This window comes from Allokutzneria sp. A3M-2-11 16, assembly GCF_024213555.1.
Lineage (GTDB): Bacteria > Actinomycetota > Actinomycetes > Mycobacteriales > Pseudonocardiaceae > Allokutzneria.
The window spans coordinates 465,405-485,422 of sequence record NZ_JANAVO010000003.1 but is presented as its reverse complement, the minus strand read 5'-3'; the positions used below and the strand labels follow the sequence as shown (position 1 = coordinate 485,422).

Here is a 20,018-nt window from a genome sequence, read left to right as displayed (position 1 = left end):
ACATTACCCGGACTGTCCATACCGTCATGAGCCATGACGACTTTCACTCATGACCGACAGCGGGCCGGTTGGGGCTTCGCCCTGCTGTCCGCGGCGTCGTTCGGCCTGTCCGGCCCGCTGGCCCGCGGGCTGATGGACGCGGGGTGGTCGTCGGCCGCCGCCGTGTCGGTGCGGGTGCTGCTGGCGGCGGTCGCGTTGACGCCGATCGCCCTCGCCCAGCTGCGCGGTCGGTGGAAACTGTTACGCCGCAACGCTTCCATGGTCATCGCATACGGATTGGTGGCGGTCGCGGGCTGCCAGCTGGCCTACTTCAACGCGGTGGCGCACATGGAGGTCGGCGTGGCGCTGCTGATCGAGTACACCGCGCCGGTCGCCGTGGTCGGCTGGCTGTGGCTGAGCCGGGGTCAGCGCCCGACCCGGCTGACCGTGCTCGGCGCGGTGCTCGGGGTGGCCGGGCTGCTGCTCGTGCTGGACGTGGCTTCCGGAGCCGAGGTCAACGTGATCGGCATCCTGTGGGCGCTCGGCGCGATGGTGGGGGCCGCGGCCTACTTCGTGCTCTCCGCGCGCGAGGAGGACGCTGTGCCCGGCACGGTCCTCGCCGCGGGCGGCCTGTTGCTGGGCGGCATCGCACTGCTGGTGGCGGGCATGATCGGAATCCTGCCGTTCACGACGTCGACCGAGCCCGTGGTCTTCGCCGGGTTCACCGTCGCGTGGTGGCTGCCCGTGCTCGCGCTCGGCATGGTCACCGCCGCGCTGGCCTACGTCTCCGGCATCGCCGCAACGCGATTGCTCGGCTCACGCCTCGCGTCGTTCGCCGCGCTCACCGAAGTGCTGCTGGCGCTCATCTTCGCCTGGCTGCTTCTGGGCGAGATCCCGCGCGGTTCCCAGTTGCTCGGTGGCGCGTTGATCCTTGCGGGCGTTGTCGTCGTCCGGCTCGGCGAGGCCGGACTGACCGAGTCGCGCGCTGGTGGCGGCGACGAACCGCAGGATGCGGCCGTTGACCTCCGCCGGTGACTCGGCGGAGAGGCCGTGGCTCGCGGCCGGCCACAGCTCCGCCTCCACGTCCGGGACCAGCGCCCCGGCGCGCGCGTACGCCACGCGGGGATCGTGCATGACGCTGCGCCCGGCGACGATCGCGAGCACCGGCACGCGGATGCTCCGCAGCTGCTCGTCGGTGAAGTACGTGGGCAGCGGCGTGCCCAGCCGGAACGACCGCATCCCCTTGATGATCACGTCGCCGACCGGGTCGCCCTCCGGCATCGCGACCCCGCCGGAGACCCAGCTCAGGAACGCGCGCCAGCCGCGCAGCCCGGCGAAGGCGACGCCGAGGACCAGCCGCGCGGAGAAACGGGCGAAGGTGCACACCGAGTCGATCAGGCTCACCGAGGCGATCCGCTCCGGTCTGCGCAGCGCCTGGTTGCACGCCAGCCAGCCGCCGAAGGACACGCCGACGAGGTGCACGCCGCGCAGGTCCAGCGCCTCCAGCACCGTCGACAGCCACTCCGCCTGGTCGTCGCCGCCGGTGATGGGCGCGGGCTGCGTGCTCTGGCCCGGTTCGCCGAGCGGTTCCACCGCGTACACCGGGTGCCGCTCGGCGAGGGCGGCGATGTTGGGCCGCCACATGACCGTCGTCCCGGCGCGCCCCGGCAGGAGCAGGATCGGCGCGCCGTCGACCTGACCGAACCGGTACACCCGCACCCGGCCGAACGCGGTCGGAACGTCATGCACCGCAACGGGTTCCGGGAGCAGGCGCATCCCGGCCCGATAGCTGACCTCGAAGTCCGACCGCCCCTTCCGGGAGCGGAACCCACCGATCCTCACCGGCTCAACCGATCGCCACGCTCGCCACGGGGAAGCAGGCCCGGACCACGGTGCCGGACGGAGACGTGTCGAGCTCCCACTCTCCCCCGGTCGCGGCGACGCGCTGGCGCATGGACGCCATGCCGATGCCGAAGCCGGAAGGCTCCGCGATGCCCGAGCCGTTGTCGCGGACCTCGACGACGACCCGATCCGGCTCCACGGTCACAGTGAGGCCGATCGCGGTGGCGGCGGCGTGGCGGGCCGCGTTGGTCAGCGACTCGGCGGCGACGTGGAAAACGGCGTCCTCCTGGAGCGGGGGCAGCTCCGGCGGAATCCGCGCGGTGACGGGGGTCGCGGTGGTGGACAGGCGGCGGCACAGCTCGACGAGCGCGCCGCGCAGGCCGTACTCCTCCAACAGCAGTGGCCGCTGATTCCGGGTCACCCGGCGGAAATCATCGAGGATCTGTCTCATGTGGACAGACGTGTTCTCCAGCAGCGCGGCCTCTTCGGAGCGCGGAGCGAGCATGGTGCGGACCGCGCTCAGTTGCAGGGTCACACCCGCGAGGGCGGGGCCGAGGCCGTCGTGCAGGTCACGGCGGAGCCGGAGCCGTTCCTCCTCGATGTTGCGCTCCAGGCGCTCCCCGATGAGCATCGTGCTGATCACCGTCGCGGTCTGCTCCACCAGGGGCTCCAGGGCGGCGATGTCCAGGTCGTCCAACGACATCTGCCCGGAACGCGGCCACACCAGCAGGGCACCGAGGCGCCGCCGCTGGTGCACCAGGGCCAGCTCCACGGGCTGACCGGCGGAAGCTCCGATGCTCGCCAACCGCCGCCCGTCCACCTCGATCGCGGCCGCGGGCAGGCGGAGCACGCTGACCACGGTCTGGCACACCGCCAACGGGATCTCGCTCGACGGCAACCCCTCGTTGAGCTTGCTGGGCAACGCGCGCAGCACCCGGTACGGCTCCGCGCGGTCGCCGTAGAACGCGCGGTCGACCCGCCTGCGGACAGCGCCGACCGCGTCACGGAGGCCGAAGCCCGCCAAGCCCGTGGCGAGGGCGATCACCAGCGCGCCGGTGGACGCGGCACCCGGCAGCACACTCGACAGAACGGCCGTGGCCAGCGTGTAGGACAGCACCAGCCCACCGGTCACGGTCACCGCGATGACCGTGACGCGGGCCGCGCGGTCGATCTGGTGCAGGTGGGTCCGGGTCAGCGCGAACCCGAGCACGGGCACACCGACCAGCGCGATCGCCAGCCGCAGCACGTTCAGCAGCTCGTCCGGCACGGTGACCACGGCCCGCGCGAAGGACTGGTCGGTGAACCACATCTCCAGGAAGAACGCGGCGAAGCCGAGCGCGAAGATCGTCAACATCACGGTGATCTGCCTGCGGCGCAACCCCTTCGGCCGCTTGCGGAGATCACGGTAGGTGGCGACCAGGCACCACGCCCACACCACCTGGAAGGCCACGATCGCCGCGCGCAGCACGACGACGCCGACCTCGGGGGCGCCCGGCAGGAGCAGCCGCCCACCGGGCACCGGCACCGTCAGCAGCAGCGCGGTGAGCTGGGCGGCACCGATGAGGCCGAGCACCGGGTAGATCCACCGCCACCGCTGCCTGGGCAGCACGCCGTCCGGGGTGAACAGCGTCAGCAGCGGGAACAGCACCACGCCCGCGACGTTGACGACCAACCACATCAGGAAGGCGCCGGTCCGCATCCCCTCCGGCAACCCGTGGCGCAGCAGGGCGCCCAGGAACGGGTAGAGCACGTCGCAGCCGCCGATCACGATGAACAGCCACGCCAGCGGCAGCCGCGGGATGTGCGCGACGATGAGCATGCCGATGACTGCGAAACCCATTCCCACCAGGGATTTCTCGCCGGTCATCAACCAGTACCACAGCGGCCTCGCGGGCCCCGGCGGCGCGGTGGCGAAGAGCACCCACGCGGCCACGGTCACCACCAGGCACGCGAAGCTGAGCGAGACCGCGAGCACCACGGGGCGGCCGAACGGCCGCAGGGCCGGACTCACCGCTGCTCCAAGGGGAACCTGGCCCGCACGGTCGTGCCCGCCGAACCCGAGTCGATCTCGTAGTCGCCACCCGCCGCCCTGGCCCGCTCAGCCATGGACGTCAGCCCGACGCCGAGCTTCACCGACTCCGCGATACCGGCTCCGTCGTCGCACACCTCAACTATGACCCACCCCGGCACCACCGCGACACGGAGGGTGATCGATTCCGCCCCGGCGTGCCGGACGGCGTTCGCCAGCGCCTCCGCCGCGACGTGGAACACGACCTCCTCGTGGGCCTCGGGCAGCACGTCGGGCAGCTCCGCCAGCACCGGGGTCCCGGGCGTGGACAGGCGGCGGCACAGTTCGGTCAGCGCGCCGCGCAGCCCGCGCTCCTCCAGCAACAACGGCCTCTGATTCCTTGTCACCCGGCGGAAATCGTCCACGATCTGTCTCATGTGGACCATCGTGGAAGCCAGCAGCGAATCGGCCTCGGAGCGCGGCGGCAGCATCGTCCGCACGGCTCCCAGCTGGAGCGTCACGCCCGCCAGCGACGGCCCGAGCCCGTCGTGCAGATCCCGCCGGAGCCGCAACCGCTCCTCCTCGATGCTCCGCTCCAGGCGCTCCCCCACCAGCAACGTGCTGATCGCGGTCGCGGTCTGCTCGACAACCGGTTCCAGGGCGGCGATGTCCAGCTCGTCCAACTCCCGCTGGCCGGAGCGCGGCCACACGAGCAACCGCCCGGTCTTCCCGAGTTCGAACGCGGTCGGTTCACCCTCCGCGGCACCGGCGCTCGCCAGCCGCCTGCCGTCCACCTCGATCGCCGCGGCGGGCAGCCGCAGCACGCTCACCACCGTCTGGCACACCGCGAACGGGATCTCGTTGGGCGACAAGCCCTGGTTCAGCCTGCGGGGCAACGCGCGCAGCACCCGGTACGGCTCCGCCCGATCCCCGTAGAAGGCCCGGTCCACCCGCAGGCGCACGAAGCGGACCGCGTCGCGCAGCCCGAACCCGGCCAGCCCGGTGGTGGCGGCGACGACCATCGCCCCCGTCGACGCGGCGGCGGGCCACACGATCGACAGCAGCGCCGCCAGCCCGACGTAGCACAGCACCAGGCCACCGACCACGGTCACCACGATCAGGGTCACGCGGGCCGCCCGGTCCAGCTGGTGGAGCCGCGTCCGGGTGAGCGCGAAACCCAGCGCGGGCACCAGGATCACGGTCGCCAGCAGCTGGGTGATCACCAGAACCCCGGTGGGCACCGTGACGCCGACCCAGAGGACCGACGTCGGCACGAACAGGTACCCGAGCCAGAACGTCAGGTACATCAACACGAGGATGACCAGGATGACCGCGGTCTGCCTGCGGTCGAAACCCGTTGCCCTGCGCAGCTTCCCGTACAGCGCGACCAGGCAGAGCGTCCACAGCGCCTGGTGCACCGCGGCACCGATCCGCATGCCTGTGCCGATTCCGCCGGTCGGCGGGAAGCCCAGCCACACGGGCGTCATCACCGCCAGGGTGACCACGGGCAGCGCGACCAGCATCGGCCGCCACCGCTTGCTCGGCAGCACTCCATCCGGCGAGTACAGCGGCAGCAGCGGGAGGACGACGTAGCTGAGCACGTCGACCAGCTCCCAGAGCACGAGGACGGCGACGTCGAACGGCGCCGACAGCTCGTAGAGCGTGCTCGCCCGCAGCAGCGGGTACAGCGACGCCGTGCTGCCCGCCGCGACGAAGAGCCAGGCCAGCGTCATCTTCGGCCAGCGCAGCACGGTCAGCAGCCCCGAAGCCGAGAAAGCCAGTCCCTGCAACGAATGCTCGGCCATCTGCGCCCAGTACCACGGGCCCCTGGCGGGAGCACCCGGCGCCGTGAGAAGCAACGTCCACGCCAGCACGGTCACGACCACGCACCCGAGCGCGATCGTCGCGGCGACCATCGACCGCTTCGACGCACTCATGACCGAGGGAGGCGGGCACGGACGGTCGTGCCGCCCGGACCGCTGTCGATCACGCAGCTACCGCCCACCGCCTGGGCGCGCTCGCGCATGGACACCAGGCCCACCCCGAGCTCGACCGGATCGGCGATTCCGGTCCCGTCATCACGCACCTCCACCGTCACCCACCCGCCGGTCACCGTCACGCGCAGCCCGATCGAGCGAGCCCCCGCGTGCCGCACCGCGTTCGCCAACGACTCCGCCGCCACGTGGAACACCACCTCCTCGTGCTCCACCGGCACCACCTCCGGCAGCTCCACCACCACCGGAGCGTCCACAGTGGACAGACGACGGCACAACTCGGTCAGCGCGCCGCGCAGCCCGTGCTCCTCCAGCAACAACGGCCGCTGGTTCCTCGTCACCCGGCGGAAATCGTCCACGACCTGTCTCATGTGGACCATCACGGACCCCAGCAGCACCGACGCCTCCGAACGCGGCGGCAACATCGTCCGCACCGCACCCAGCTGGAGCGTCACCCCCGCCAGCGACGGACCGAGCCCGTCGTGCAGGTCCCGCCGCAACCGCAGCCGCTCCTGTTCGACACCGCGCTCCAACCGCTCGCCGACCAGCACCGTCGTGATCACCGCCGCGGTCTGGTCCACCACCGGCTCCAGCACCGCGATGTCCATCTCGTCCAGGGACTCCTGACCGGAGCGCGGCCACACCAGCAGCGCCCCGGACTCCCCCAGCGCGAACATCGCGGGCTCCGCGCCCGAGACTCCCACGCTCGCCAACCGCCTGCCGTCCACCTCGATCGCCGCGGCGGGCAGCCGCAGCACGCTCACCACCGTCTGGCACACCGCGAACGGGATCTCGTTGGGCGGCAAGCCTTCGCTGAGCCGACGCGGCAACGCGCGCAGCACTCGGTAAGGCTCCGCCCGATCCCCGTAGAACGCCCGGTCCACCCGGCGCCGCACGAACCGCACCGCGTCACGCAACCCGAACCCGGCCAGCCCCGTCGCCAACGCCACCACCAGGGCCCCCGTCGACGCGGCGCCGGGGAGCACCCTCGACAGCAACGCCGTGGCGACCGCGTACGACAGCACCAGTCCGCCGACGACCATCACCACGAGGACCGTCGCCCGAGCCGCCCGATCCAACTGGTAGACCTTGGTGCGGGTGAGCACGAACGCCAGCATCGGCAGGCCGACCAGGACGATCAACGCCCGCATCACCAGGAACAGCTCGTCGGGCAGGGTCGGCCCGAACGACAGGAACGACCCCCGCGCGAACCAGAGCTCCAGCCCGGTCGCCACGAAGATCAGTACGTAGATCACCAGGTCGACGCGGACCTGGCGGCGGAACAGTCCCGGCATCCGCCGCGCCCTGGTGTGCAGTGCGTACAGGCACATCACCCACAGCACCTGCTGCATCGCGACCGCCGCCCCGACGATGAGCATCCCGGCGCCCCGCTGACCGGGCTCGTGCACGGCCGAGGCGAGCAGGGGATCGGTCGGCGGGACCGCGCTCAGCAGTGTGATCAGGATGACCAGCGCGAGGGCGGACAGGATGACCGGCATCGACCGCCACCGGCGGCTCGGCAGCTGCCCGTCCGGGGAGTACAGCGCCAGCAGCGGGAACACCACGAGGTTGAGGGCGGAGAGCCCGAGCCCGGAGACGAAGACCGCCACCCGTGCCGAAGGCGGCAGCTCGTACGGGGAGGTCGCGCTGATCAGCGGGTACAGCGACGTGGCCGCCCCGGCCACGAGGAACAGCCAGGCCACCCGGTGCTTCGGCGCGCGCGTGATGACCAGGGCTCCCGCCGTCGCGAACGCCAGCCCGCGCAGGGAGTGCTCGGCCGTCTGCGCCCAGAACCAGCCCGACCTGGCCTGGTTGACCGGGGCCGCGAGGTGCAGCGCCCACGCCACGACGAGCACGACGAAGCACCCGAAGGCGATCGCGGTGGCGAGGGCCGTCGCGCGGCCGGGAAACCGCTCCCCCTGCATGCCATGACCTTAGAACCGGCGGCAAATCAGGTCGACGGCTCGTCGTGCCTGCCCGAGAGCAGTTCCTGGACCCAGATCTTCACCTTGATCACCGGCACCCGCAGCCGCCGCTCCCGCCAGCGCGCCCGCACCAGCTTGCGGCGCCCGCCGGGGGTGTCGGCGCGGTAGCGCCACCGCGCCCACGGCGAGGACGGCCGGGCCAGCCGGAGCGCCCCCACCACCAGCAGCACCGGCATGAACAGCCCGAGCAGCCCGGACCACACCTTGCCCTTGAACAGGGTCACCACGGCCAGCCCCAGGTCGGCCAGGATCACCAGCACGGTCAGCGCGATCGCCCCCGGCTCGTCCGGGGTCACCCAGGCCGCGGCCTCGTCCAGCCCGAGCGGCCGCAGCCCCAGCAGCAGCATCCCGGTCAGCGCGAACGCCACGAACAGGGCGTCGACGGAGATCCGGCCCTCCTCGGTCCAGTACACGTCGCGCAGGTGCAGGATCAGCGCGAACTCGTCGAGCACCAGTGCCGAGCCGATGCCGAAGACCACCGCCGCCGTCGCCCGCCAGCCCTCGTGGTCGTCCGGGATGGCCAGCGCGGCGACCCCGCCGATCATCATGAACACCACGCCGAAGACCACGTGGTGGATGTGCAGGCCGCCCGGGGTGAAGTTGCCCGGCCACCAGCGGACCTTCGCCCGGATCAGCCGCACCGACATCCGGATGAAGGCGAACCCGAACACCATGCCGGCGAGGAAGCACAGCAGCGGCAGCCTGCCCGCCTCCACGAACGTCCGCTGGAACCAGTCCGCCATATCGGCCCCCCGAGCCGCGCCGCGTAGCGAAAGGGCCCGCACCACCGAAGTGGTGCGGGCCCACGCGTCAGTTCAGACCGTCCGAGGCTCAGATGACCCGGATGTTGTTGGCCTGCGGGCCCTTCTGGCCCTGGCCGATCTCGAACTCGACCTTCTGGCCCTCATCCAGGGACTTGTAGCCGTTGCCCTCGATCGCCGAGTAGTGGGCGAAGACGTCAGCGCCACCGCCATCCGGGGTCAGGAAGCCGAAGCCCTTCTCCGCGTTGAACCACTTGACAACACCAGTAGCCATTTTCACTCCGTGTAGAACAGACCGTCAGGACCCGCTTCGCGAGCCCTGAGTCGCGGCATGCTCACCCTAGAACCCCGGACATATCACACCCCGGCAAAACAAAACGCCTGCGCGGAACTTCTCGCAGGCGCCCTAAATCCATGGGTAACACAACTGCAACTAGGGCAACCCTAGCACGGTCAGCGGGCCCGCTGGGTGAGGGCGACGCATATCAAAACGATCACGGCCGCGCCCACGGCGGGCAAACCCGGGTTCTCGTTGAGGAAGAGGGCCGACCAGAGCAACGTGAGAACCGGTTGGGCCAGTTGCAGCTGACCGATCCTGGCGACACCGCCCCTGGCCAGGCCCGCGTACCAGGCGAAGAAACCCAGGAACATCGAGACGGCGCTGACGTATCCGAAGCCGAAGAGCGAGGAGGTGCCCACGTCCGGGAAATCGCCGACGGTGAACACCACTGCCGTGACCGCGATGGTGACCGGGAGCGCGACGACCAGCGCCCAGCAGATCGTCCTCGCCCCGCCGAGCTCCCGGGCGAGCGCGCCACCCTCGGCGTAACCCAGTGCGCAGGCCACGATCGCCGCCAGCAGCAACAGGTCCGCGGGCTCGAAGCCGCCGCCCGCCCCGCCCGTCACCACGAAGAAGGCCAGCACCGCGACCAGTCCGCCGCCGCTGGCGAACCAGAACGTCCGCGACGGCCGCTCCCCCGCGCGCAGCACCGCGAACACGGCCGTGGCCGCGGGCAGCAGCGCGACCGCCACGGCGCCGTGCGATGCGGTCTGCGTGACCAGTGCGAGCGAGGTGAACAGCGGAAAGCCGACGACCACGCCGAAAGCGACGACGGCGAGGCGGCTGAACTGGCTCCGGCTCGGCCGCGGCGCGCCGGTGAACCGGAGGTAGGCGACGGCGAGCACGCCCGCGACCACCGCGCGCCCGAAGGCGACGAACCAGGGGTCGAGGCCCGCCACCGCGAGGCGCGTCGCGGGCAACGAGAAGCTGAACGCCAGCACGCCCAGCGAGCCGAGCAGCAGGCCGGGTGTTATCCGGTTCCGCTCGATAACGTTACTCTGCTCTCTCATGAATGAGGATAACGCGATGAATGGCGTTATCGGTGATCTTCGGACGAGGATCACTGCCGGGCGCCCGGGTGACCGGCTGCCCTCGGTGCGCGAGCTGATGGGCAGGCACCACGTCTCACCGGTCACGGTGCAGCGGGCGATCCGCGTGCTGGTCGCCGAGGGACTGGTCGACTCCGTCCCCGGCAAGGGCAGCTTCCTCGCGCGCCCACCCGCTCCTCCCGCGGCGCCCGACCTGTCGTGGCAGACCGTTGCCCTCGGCGACCAGCCGCGCGGCGAGGAGGCGCTGCCGGAGCTGCTGGCCGTGCCGCGCGCGGAGGCCATCCCGCTGTCCAGCGGCTACCTCGACGCGGCGCTGCAACCGGTCGGCCCGCTCGGCGCGGCGCTGGCCCGCGCCGCGCGCAACCCCACGTCCTGGGAACGGGGTCCGGTCGAGGGCCGCGACGGGCTCAGGGCGTGGTTCGCCGCCGAGGCGGGCGGAGCGCTGCGCACGGGCGACATGGTCGTGTGCCCGGGTGGACAGCCCGCGTTGACCACGGCCTTCCGCGCGCTCGCCAAACCGGGCGATCCGATCCTCGTCGAGGCACCGACCTATCTGGGCGCTATCGCCGCAGCGCGGCACGCCGGACTTCGCGTGATCCCCGTTCCCGCCGACGCGGACGGCGTGCGGCCGGACCTGCTTGCCGCGGCGTTGCGGCGCACGGGAGCGCGGTTGTTCTACAGCCAGCCGCTCTACGCCAACCCGCACGGCGCTGTGCTCTCCGCGGAGCGACGGCCCCTGGTGCTCGACGCCGTGCGCGAGGCGGGTGCGTTCCTGTTGGAGGACGACTGGGCGCGCGACCTGACGATCGCCCCCAACCCGCCGCGTCCGCTGGCCGCCGATGACGTGGACGGCCACGTGGTCTACCTGCGGTCGTTGACGAAGTCCGCCGCGCCTGGCCTGCGCGTCGCCGCGGTCGGGGCGCGCGGGGTGGCCGGAACGCGGTTGCGCACCGCGCGCGTGCTCGACGACTTCTTCGTGGCGGGACCGTTGCAGGACGCCGCGTTGGACTTCGTGACCTCGCCCGCGTGGCACCGGCATCGGCGAAAGCTGCAAGGCGCGCTACGAGAACGACGCGATGCGCTGCTGACCTCGCTGCGCAGGAGGCTGCCGGAGGTGGAGCCGGCGATGGTGCCCGAGGGCGGCCTGCACGTGTGGGCGCGCTTGCCCGACGGCATCGACGACGCTGCCCTCACCGCAGCAGCGGCAACTCGCTCAGTAGTCGTCTTCCCCGGCCGCCCCTGGTACGCCGCAGAACCCCCCGCCGCCCACCTGCGCCTGACCTTCGGCGCGGCCTCCCCCGAAGTCCTCGACGAAGGCGTCCGCCGCCTAGCCGAAGCCCTCGCCACCCTCACCTGACGGGCACCGCCGATCACCCGCCCCTCCCGTCCCAGCCGGGTTCCCCCGTCTTCAAGTACACCGAACCCCCTCCCACACCACCGCAAACCGCCCCTAACCCCCGCGCTGCGAATGGGGGTTAGGGGCGGTTGGAGACGGCTGAAGAGGGGGTGCGCGGTACTTGAAGACCGGCCAACCCGCGCTGGGTCAGGCGGCCTTGCGCTGGTGGTAGGTGTCCACGTACTCCTGGCCGGAGAGCTCCAGGATCGCGTACATGATCTCGTCGGTGACCGTGCGGTGGATGACCGTGGAGTGCGACATGCCCTCGTAGCGGGAGAAGTCCAGCGGCTCCCCGAAGCGCACGGTGACCCGGTACGGGCGGGGCATCTTCTTGCCGATGGGCTGGATCCGCTCGGTGCCGATGAGCGCGACCGGGACCACGGAGGCTCCGCTGGCGAGCGCGATCCGGCCGACGCCGGTCTTGCCGCGGTAGAGCCTGCCGTCCTCGGAGCGGGTGCCCTCCGGGTAGATGCCGAACGCGCCGCCCCCGGCGAGCACCTTGATCGCCACGTCCAGCGCGTCCTTGGCCGCGCGCCCGCGCCCGCGCTCGACCGGGATCTGGCCGATCATGGTGAAGAACCAGCGGGCGATCGCGCCCTTGACGCCCTTGCCGTGGAAGTACTCCGCCTTGGCGAGGAAGGCGACCTTCCTCGGCACGATCAGCGGGATCACCAGACTGTCCACAAAGGACAGATGGTTGCTCGCGAGGATGACCGCGCCGTTCTGCGGAACGTTGTCCAGTCCCTCGATGCGCGGGCGGAAGATCAGCCGAGCCAGCGGGCTCAGGACCCGTCTCATCAGCTGGTAGAGCAAGTGTGCCTCCTGGGGTGAGGCCACCGATCCTATTCCTGTCCCGTTACCGCTCTGTTTCCTCGGGCCCGCCCGGACAGCCCCCGTAGCACCGAGAAGACCACCCGGCGAGGGCCCGTCAGGGTGATCTCGCGCTCGCCCAGCCGCACGCTCAGGTGGCGGCAGCGCATCCGGCTGCGACTGGCGGGCGCGTAGCCGAGGGTGTCCTCGGCCAGCCGCTCCGGCGCACCATACCCGAGGCCCCTGAGCAGGTCGTTCAGCGCCACCACGAGCTCGTCACCGCCCGCCGCGACCGGGACGCGCCTGGTCACGCTGATCACCAGCGGCGTCACCAGCAGGCCGAACACCACGCCGAAGCCGAGCCCGAACGGCAGGCCGACCAGGGGTGCGCATTCCCACACCGCGATGCTGAACACGGCGGCGGAGGCACCGGCGGTGCCTGCGATGAAGGCGAAGGTGTCACGGAACCCGCGGTGATGGGGTGGCATGGGCGCTCCAGGCGGTCTCGTCGGAGCCGGATGCCTGAATCGTCGGCGATTCCGCCGTCCGTGTTAATGGCCGTGACCCATTGGTGTCCCAACGGTGAGCTGCGCATAGCCGTCACCCGAACGCACTAACGCTGCGCGACGATGCCCTGACAGAGGATCGTCAGGTACTGCGCGGCGATCTCCTCGGCGCCGAGCGCGCCCTTCGGGTCGTACCACCGCACCGCCACCCAGACGGTGTCCCTGATGAAGCGGTACACCAGCGGCACCCGCAGGTCGGCGCGGAACACCCCGTCCCGCTGCCCGCGCTCCAGCACGCCCAGCCAGCAGCCCTCCAGCTCGGCGGTCACCCCTTCGAAGTAGCCGAAGCGCTCGAACTGGGACAGGTACGCGGCCTCGTTCTGGAAGATCGCGATCGCGTCGCCGTCGGTGTCCATCGACTCGAAGGACACCGTGATCAGCGCGGTCAGCGCGGCGCGCGGGTCGGTCTCCTCGGCCAGCACCCGGTCGTAGGCCGCGCGCAGCCGGTCGAGGAACCCGCGCAGGATCTCGTCGACCATCGACTCCTTCGAGTCGAAGTGGTGGTAGAGGCTGCCGGAGAGGATGCCCGCGGCGTCGGCGATCTCGCGCACGGTCGTCGTGGCGAAGCCGCGCTCGGCGAACAGCCGGCCCGCGATCGCGAGCAGTTCGGCCCTGCGGTCCTGTTTGCCTCTGACATTCCCGACGCCCACCGGCCTATCTTGAAGCACCCGCTTGCGGACCCGGCACGCGGCCGACCGGGGAACTCACCCGGGCGGATCCCGGTCCGCCCTACGCGCACCCCACCGGAGATCGCTAGACTTTTGCCACGATGGCAAAGCCTTGAGGTGTGTTCGTGGAACCGCTCGTCCGCCCGTCCGCCGCGGGCACCGGCACCGGAGACCGCCAGCCGCGATGAGTACGCCGCATCCGGACGACTCCCGGCAGCCCGCCGCAACCGAGGTGACCCGCGAGAGCGCGGTGTCCACCCCGGTGATCAGGCTTGCCCGGACCTGGGCGGACGCGGTCACCGCGAGCAACTACACCCCGCTCACCCGAGGCGAGGTCGAGCGGCTGACGCACGAGCTGCTGGCCCTGCTGGTGGCGGCGATGGACGCGGGCGAGGCGGCGACCGGACTGCTGGACGAGGTCGCCGAGCGGATGGTGCGGGCGAACTTCACCGGCCCGGACAGCCTGCGCCGCAGCGTCGAGGTGCTCGGCGAGGGGCTGCTCGACGTGTTCGGCGACGGCGCGGACCGGCTCACCTCACGGGTGCTCGCGCTGCTCGGCGGGCTGGCCACCAGCTACACCAGGGCGATGCGCGAGCGCACGCTGCACCAGCAGCAGCAGATCACCGACGCGCTGCTGCGGGCGAAGCAGGAGGCAGAGCGGCACCTGCGCGCCTCCGAGGCCCGCTTCCGCGAGGTGTTCACCTCCTCCGGCGTCGGCATCGCGCTCACCTCCTTCGACGGCCGGATCGTGCAGGCCAACCCGGCGCTGACCGAGATCCTCGGCTACTCGCAGGAGGAGCTGACCGGGCTGAACCTCTACGAGCTGTTCCAGGAGGAGGGCTCGGACTCGCTGCGGCACGCCTACCGCGAGCTGGCCGAGGGCGCGCGGGACCGGTTCCGGGTGCGGCGGATGCTGGCCACCAGGGACGGCGACGCGGTGCTGGCCTACCTCGCGGTGTCGGCGCTGCACGAGATGCCCGGCCACATCGTGACGATGGTGGAGGACGCCACCGAGGTCCACATGCTCACCCAGCGGCTGCGCCAGCAGTCCCTCAACGACGCGCTGACCGGGCTGGCCAACCGGCAGCTGTTCAGCTCGCGGCTGCAGACCGCGCTCGCCCGGATGGACCCCCAGCTCGGGGTGACCGTGCTGCAGCTGGACCTCGACGGGTTCGGCGTGATCAACGCCGGGATGGGCCCGCGCGTGGGCGACCAACTGCTCCAGGTCACCGGCAAGCGGCTGGAGCACGTCTTCGCCGACGAGAACGCCGTGGTGGCGCGCTTCGGCGGGGACGAGTTCGCCGTGCTGCTGGAGAACACCGAGGACACGCCCTACCCCGGCAGGCTCGCGGTGCTGATCAACACCGCGCTGGCCGAGCCCACCTACGTCGACGGGGTGGGTGTCGCGGTCTCGGCCAGCATCGGCGTGGTGCAGGCCAACAGCCAGAACCTGCGGCCGGAGGAGGTGCTCCGCTCCGCCGACATCACCCTGCGCAGGGCGAAGGCGGGCGGGAAGGGCCAGTGGGAGCTCTTCGACGCCCAGCACGACACCGAGGCCAGGACGCGCACCCGGCTGGCCGCCTCCATCCCCGGCGCGGAGGAGAACGGCGAGTTCGAGGTCGTCTACCGGCCGGTGCTGCGGTTGCCCGGTCACGAGGTGGCCTTCGTCGAGGCGCTGCTGCGGTGGAACCACCCGGAGCACGGCGTGCTGCCGCACGAGCGGTGCGTCGAACTGGCCGAGGAGACCGGCATGATCCTGCCGCTCGGCCGGTCGGTGCTGCGCGAGGCGTGCCTGGTCGCCGCCTCCTGGCCGTCCACTATGGACGGTGAAACGCCCGGGCTGTTGCTGAACCTGACCCCGTTGCAGGCCCGCGACCCCGACCTGGCGGCGACGGTGCGGATGGCGCTCGCCGACTGCGGGATGAGCGCGTCGCGGCTGCGGCTGGGCATCCCGATGACCTCGCTGCGCCAGCACCGGGACGAGGCGGAGGAGAACGCCGGGGTGCTCGGCGACATGGGCGTGCTGATGGCGCTGCACGAGTTCGAGGGCGGCCTGGCCAACCTGGGCGTCTCCGGCTCGCTCAACGCCGACCTGGTCCGGGTGGCCCCGTGGGTGGTCCGCCGTCTGTCCACTGAGGACAGTGCGGATGAGGCGCTGCGGACCAGCGTCCGGTTCCTGGTCCCCGCGCTGACCCGGTCCGGGGCGCGGGTGGTGGTCGGCGAGATCGAGAGCCGGGAGCAGCTGGAGTGGTGGCGCGGGATCGGCGCCTGCTTCGCCCAGGGCCCGCTCTTCGGCGAACCCGTCTCCGCCCAGGAGCTGAGCGCGATGCTGACCTCCCACCGGGAGCAGGAGATCCGGTAGCCGCGACCGGGGCGACATACCACGCATTTGCCTACACCCGCAAGGGGAGGGATTTGACCGTCCCAGGCGTGGTGAGTATGTGTGGTCGGGACACGCTTGGAGGCCCTGTGAAGACCCGTCCCGCGTTCAACCCGATAGTCCATCCGGCCCACCGGTTGCAGATCTGCTCGTTCCTGGCCGGGGTCAAGGAGGGCGAGTTCCGCCCGCTGCGCGAGGAGCTCGGCGTCAGCGACTCGGTGCTGAGCAAGCAGCTGCGCATCCTGGAGGAGGCCGGCTACGTCGTGCTGCGCAAGGCACCCGCGGCGGGCAAGGGCCGCGTGCGCACGTGGATCACCCTGACCCGGCCCGGCAAGCGCGCCCTGGACAGCCACATCGCCGCGCTGCACCGGATGACCAGGGGCGCGTTACCGGTCGCCTGAGGCCCCACCGTCCACTCAGGACGACGCGTGCCTCGCCCGGAAGACCAGATCGCGAACCCGCTCCGCGTCGGCCACGTGCTCGATCGCGACCGGTCGCCACTCCCGCCAGTTCTTCGGCACCAGCCACCGCGCCACCGTGGCCCGCACGCCCACCGCGACCCAGGCACCGGCGACCGCCATGGCGACGGCCGCGAGGAAGTAGACCCCGGGGGCATCGTCGACCAGCCTCTGCACACCGAAGCCGCACAAGAGGGCACCGAACGGGATCAGGATCAGCTCAGGTGTGCCGAGAACACCGTGCCGCAACGGTTTTCCCGTCCAGAGCACCTCTTCTCCCGCGCTGCCCCGGGCCCGTACCGGCTCCGCCTCCCGTCGTGCGGCGACGAGCAGATCACGGACCTTGGCGGCGTCCGGCACCGCCTTCAGCCGGAACGGCTCGTGGATGAGCTCCCAGTGCCTGAGCTCGCCATGGCCGAAGGTGTCACCGAAGTTGATCGTGCCGGAACCGTCGAACCGCCTCGACAGCTGGGGCGCGTCGAGGTCCGAGTGGTAGGCCGTGCGGACGGAGCGCGTGAGGTTGGGCGTGCTCGCGACGATCACCCGGTGCGCGGTCACGACGTAGGTGGTGCCGCGGAGGTCGAGGTGGCGCACGATCGGCCTGCCCACCACGAGGAACACGCACGCGATCTGCGCCGCCAGCAGCGCCGCGAAGTGCATGGGCGCGGCTCCGTCGAGGTAGAGGTCCCGGAGCACGAACCCGCTGTAGACCAGCGTCGCCACCCCGAGCGGGGCGATGAGGACGTCGAGGATGACGAAGCCGGGGAACCGGACGGGGCGGCCGGTCCACAGCACCCGTTCCCCCGGCAGCAACAGGTCTATGGCTTCACACAACGCGTCCATGGCGGGAAGTTACCGGTCGCGCGCGGGATCGCGGGCCGCAGTTGAAACTCCGTCACTTCGCAGGCGGGCGCGGACGCGGTCGACGTCGCCGCGTTCGGCGGAGGGCAGCGGGGCGCCCGCGGCGTTGCGCGCGGCGGCGGCTTCGGCGAGCAGGCGGGCGGCGTACTCGTGGTCGCCGGTGAGGGAATGCGCGCCCGCCAGCCCTTCCTGGGCGAGCGCGATGGCGCGGGGGTCGCCGATGCGCCGGGCCACGGCGAGTCCCTTGGTGTGCAGGGCGAGCGCGGCGTCGGCATCGCCCCGCAGCTCGGCGACGAAGCCCAGCTCGGCGAGGATCAGCGCATTGCCGGGGTCGAAGGCGGAGTGCCGGTTCCACTCGTAGACCCCGCGCAGGTGGTTCTCGGCGGTGTCCAGGTCGCCCTGCCTGCGGGCGCCGAGGGCGAGGCCGATCTCGGCGTGGATCTCCCCGGCCCGGTAGCTCTGCCGCGCGGCGAGCTTCCTGGCGCGCTCGTGCAGGTCCTCGGCCGCGGCGAAGTCGCCGGTCAGCAGCGCGAGCCTGCCGAGGCCGGTGAGTCGGTCGGCCGCCTCCGACCACAGGTGCAGCTCCTCGGCCATCCGCAGGCCGTCGCGGTTGAGGCGCTCCGCCCGCGCGTAGTCGCCGGAGATCTCGGCGAGCGCGGCCAACGGGAAGACGGTCTGCAGCTGCCCCCACTGGTCGCCGAGTTCGCAGAACAGCGACTGGGCGCGTTCTCCGTCCTCGCGCGCTCGATCGAGGTCGCCGCGGACGAGCGCCTGGCTCGCGCGCACGCTCAGCGCCGCGGCGATCCCCCACTGGTCGGTGGCACCCGCCAAGGCGCGTTCGATCAACCGCTCGCTGGCCGACAGGTCAGCACCGCTGCGGTACAGCGCGAAGCCGAGGAACCACTGGCTCTCCGGGTCGTCGGTCTCCGGGATCTCGACGTTCTGTCCACTGAGGACGGACATGCCCGCGAGGCACGCACTTGACCGGGGGTCAAGGGGTTCGCGCACCGCTTCGAAGGCCCGCCTGGCCTCGCTGATGCGCCCGCTGAGGTACCAGTACCAGGACAGCGCCTTCGCCAGCCGGATGTCCCCGCCGAAGTCCAGCGCCTGCCGCAGGTTGGCGTTCTCGCGGTCCAGGCGCCGCACCCACTCGCGCTGGTCGGGTCCGCGCAGCGCGGCGCTCGTGGCCAGTCCGGCGTAGTAGTCGTGGTGCCGCCGCCGCACGGCGTCCAGCTCGCCCGCTTCGGCCAAGCGCTCGACGGAGTACGCGGCGACGGACTCCAGCAGCCGGTAGCGCGGGCCGTCGAGCACTACCACCAGCGACCGATCCACCAAGCGCGCCAAGGGGGCCAGGACGTCCGCGGCGCACACCGCCTCGGCGGCTTCCAGTGTGCAGCCGTCGACGTGAACGGCGAGGCGGCGGAGCACCACGCGCTCCGGCTCGGTGAGCAGGTCCCAGCTCCAGTCGATCATCGCGCGGAGCGTCTGCTGGCGCGGCGGTGCGCCCCGGTGGCCAGAGGTGAGCACGCTGAAACGATCGTCCAGTCGCGCGAGGAGCTCGTGCACGCCCAGCACCCGAACACGAGTCGCCGCGAGTTCGAGGGCCAGCGGAATGCCGTCCAGACGTTTGCACAAGCGCGCGACCTCGGGCATGGACGGGTCGACCGCGTAACCGCTCGCGGCCGCACGCTCGGCGAAAAGCTTTGTGGCGTCGGCGATGTCCAACGTCGGCACGGTCCACTGCGTCTCGCCCGCGATGTCGATCGGCTGCTGGCTCGTCGCGAGCACACGCAGCGACGGCGCGGTGCGCAGCAGCACCTCGACCAGGCGCGCCACCGGCTCCACCACGTGCTCGCAGTTGTCCAGGAGGAGCAGCATGTGCTTGTCCCGCAAGGAATCCACGAGGCGGTCGAGCAGTGGCACGGGCGCGGCGTCGTCTCGGATGCCGAGCACGGAGGCGATCTCCTCGACCACTTCGTCGTCGTCCCGGAACTCGACGAGCCACACACCGTCCACAAAGGACTCAACGAGCTGGGCCGCCGTCTCGACCGCGAGGCGGGTCTTGCCGACTCCCCCGGTACCGGTGAGCGTGACGAGTCGTTTCGCCGCAAGGAGTTCGCGCACCTCGGCGATGGCGGACGAGCGGCCGACGATATCGGTCACCGGAGCGGGAAGGTTGCTGCGCCGCACGGGAGACGCCGCCAACGCGGCATCCTGCCGGAGGATCGCGGAGTGCAGGGCGACCAGCTCCGGCCCGGGATCGAGCCCCAGTTCACCGGCCAGGCGGGCGCGGAGGTCTTCGTAGTGCTCGATGGCCTCGCTCTGCCTGCCCGCGCGGTACAACGCGCGGATGTGCGCGGCGCGCAACCGTTCCCGCAGCGGGTGTTCGGCGACGAGCTGCGCCAGGTCTGGCTGCTCGCCCAGCTCCAACCGCGCCTCCGCCAACCATTCGAGGGCGGTCAGCCGCTGCTCCTCCGCGCGCTCGGCCGCAGGCCGGACGAAGTCCTCATCGGCGAAGTCGGCGAAGGCCGGACCACGCCACAGGCCGAGCGCCTCGGTCAGCAGATCGGCTCGGACACGGGCGTTGTCGGCCCTGCGGGCGCGCAGCAGCAGGGCCTCGAAGCGGCCGAGGTCCACCGCCTCCGGCTCGACGAGCAGCACGTAACCGGGCGGGCGGGACTCCACGAGGCCGCCGAGCGCGCGCCGCAGCCTGGACACCTTGGTCTGCAAGGACGCCAGGGGATTCGCGGGCTGGCGCTCCGCCCACAGGTCCTCGGCGAGGCGGTCCGCCGACACCACCCGGCCCCGGTGCACGAGCAGGTCGGCGAGCAGCGCGCGGACCTTGGTCTCGGGGACACCAACGGGGTCTCCGTCCGCGGACCGCACCTCAAGCGGGCCCAGCACCCCGAAACGCACGGCCG

15 protein-coding genes and 1 pseudogene are annotated in these 20,018 nt (G+C 71.6%); 4 read left to right on the top strand and 12 right to left on the bottom strand.

From position 1 onward, the window contains the following. Window positions 1–33: 33 nt before the first annotated feature. Window positions 34–870: pseudogene (locus NLX83_RS24000) on the top strand (EamA family transporter); the annotation flags it as partial. On the opposite strand, the gene NLX83_RS23995 reads toward NLX83_RS24000, so the two are convergent. The 7 genes from NLX83_RS23995 to NLX83_RS23965 all read right to left on the bottom strand — a co-directional run bounded on the left by NLX83_RS23995 (window position 796) and on the right by NLX83_RS23965 (window position 9,919). Then, the gene (locus NLX83_RS23995) at window positions 796–1,821 is read right to left on the bottom strand and encodes an alpha/beta fold hydrolase (protein ID WP_254237379.1); all 1,026 of its coding nucleotides are present in this window, start codon (window positions 1,819–1,821) and stop codon (window positions 796–798) included. The pseudogene NLX83_RS24000 and the gene NLX83_RS23995 overlap by 75 nt on opposite strands. A gap of 4 nt (window positions 1,822–1,825) precedes the next feature. Further along, window positions 1,826–3,832: an ATP-binding protein gene (locus tag NLX83_RS41945; RefSeq protein WP_254237378.1), complete on the bottom strand. Its 2,007-nt coding sequence runs from the start codon at window positions 3,830–3,832 to the stop codon at window positions 1,826–1,828. Further along, complete coding sequence (locus tag NLX83_RS23985) at window positions 3,829–5,766, bottom strand: sensor histidine kinase (protein WP_254237377.1); 1,938 nt, start codon at window positions 5,764–5,766, stop codon at window positions 3,829–3,831. Before NLX83_RS23985 ends, NLX83_RS41945 begins: the two co-directional genes overlap by 4 nt. Continuing rightward, window positions 5,763–7,748, bottom strand: coding sequence for a sensor histidine kinase (locus NLX83_RS41140; protein WP_256564255.1), 1,986 nt, complete (start codon window positions 7,746–7,748; stop codon window positions 5,763–5,765). The genes NLX83_RS23985 and NLX83_RS41140 overlap by 4 nt, the downstream gene beginning before the upstream one ends. Window positions 7,749–7,774: 26 nt before the next feature. Continuing rightward, the gene (locus tag NLX83_RS23975) at window positions 7,775–8,551 is read right to left on the bottom strand and encodes a hypothetical protein (RefSeq protein WP_254237376.1); all 777 of its coding nucleotides are present in this window, start codon (window positions 8,549–8,551) and stop codon (window positions 7,775–7,777) included. An 88-nt stretch (window positions 8,552–8,639) separates the two neighbouring features. Then, complete coding sequence (locus NLX83_RS23970) at window positions 8,640–8,843, bottom strand: cold-shock protein (RefSeq protein ID WP_086827168.1); 204 nt, start codon at window positions 8,841–8,843, stop codon at window positions 8,640–8,642. A gap of 179 nt (window positions 8,844–9,022) precedes the next feature. Further along, on the bottom strand, window positions 9,023–9,919 hold the full coding sequence (locus NLX83_RS23965) for a DMT family transporter (protein WP_254237375.1): 897 nt from the start codon (window positions 9,917–9,919) through the stop codon (window positions 9,023–9,025). Between the two features lie 16 nt (window positions 9,920–9,935). Between NLX83_RS23965 and NLX83_RS23960 the strand changes: the two genes are divergently transcribed. Further along, on the top strand, window positions 9,936–11,315 hold the full coding sequence (locus tag NLX83_RS23960; protein WP_254237374.1) for an aminotransferase-like domain-containing protein: 1,380 nt from the start codon (window positions 9,936–9,938) through the stop codon (window positions 11,313–11,315). Between the two features lie 186 nt (window positions 11,316–11,501). Here NLX83_RS23960 and NLX83_RS23955 read toward each other — a convergent pair whose 3' ends face one another. The 3 genes from NLX83_RS23955 to NLX83_RS23945 all read right to left on the bottom strand — a co-directional run bounded on the left by NLX83_RS23955 (window position 11,502) and on the right by NLX83_RS23945 (window position 13,380). Then, window positions 11,502–12,167: a lysophospholipid acyltransferase family protein gene (locus tag NLX83_RS23955; protein WP_254237373.1), complete on the bottom strand. Its 666-nt coding sequence runs from the start codon at window positions 12,165–12,167 to the stop codon at window positions 11,502–11,504. Between the two features lie 29 nt (window positions 12,168–12,196). After that, window positions 12,197–12,652, bottom strand: coding sequence for a hypothetical protein (locus tag NLX83_RS23950; RefSeq protein WP_254237372.1), 456 nt, complete (start codon window positions 12,650–12,652; stop codon window positions 12,197–12,199). A gap of 125 nt (window positions 12,653–12,777) precedes the next feature. After that, window positions 12,778–13,380, bottom strand: coding sequence for a TetR/AcrR family transcriptional regulator (locus NLX83_RS23945; protein WP_254237371.1), 603 nt, complete (start codon window positions 13,378–13,380; stop codon window positions 12,778–12,780). 202 nt (window positions 13,381–13,582) lie between these two features. Between NLX83_RS23945 and NLX83_RS23940 the strand changes: the two genes are divergently transcribed. Both NLX83_RS23940 and NLX83_RS23935 read left to right on the top strand, forming a co-directional pair. After that, window positions 13,583–15,760, top strand: a complete 2,178-nt coding sequence (locus tag NLX83_RS23940) for a putative bifunctional diguanylate cyclase/phosphodiesterase (protein WP_254237370.1) — start codon at window positions 13,583–13,585, stop codon at window positions 15,758–15,760. A gap of 107 nt (window positions 15,761–15,867) precedes the next feature. Further along, on the top strand, window positions 15,868–16,179 hold the full coding sequence (locus tag NLX83_RS23935) for a transcriptional regulator (RefSeq protein WP_254237369.1): 312 nt from the start codon (window positions 15,868–15,870) through the stop codon (window positions 16,177–16,179). Window positions 16,180–16,194: 15 nt separating this feature from the next. Here NLX83_RS23935 and NLX83_RS23930 read toward each other — a convergent pair whose 3' ends face one another. Together NLX83_RS23930 and NLX83_RS23925 are read right to left on the bottom strand one after the other, a co-directional pair. Continuing rightward, window positions 16,195–17,079 carry a hypothetical protein gene (locus NLX83_RS23930; protein ID WP_254237368.1) on the bottom strand — a complete coding sequence of 295 codons (885 nt, stop codon included), beginning with the start codon at window positions 17,077–17,079 and terminating at the stop codon, window positions 16,195–16,197. Window positions 17,080–17,088: 9 nt separating this feature from the next. Beyond that, on the bottom strand, window positions 17,089–20,013 hold the full coding sequence (locus NLX83_RS23925; RefSeq protein ID WP_254237367.1) for a BTAD domain-containing putative transcriptional regulator: 2,925 nt from the start codon (window positions 20,011–20,013) through the stop codon (window positions 17,089–17,091). Between the last annotated feature and the right edge of the window lie 5 nt (window positions 20,014–20,018).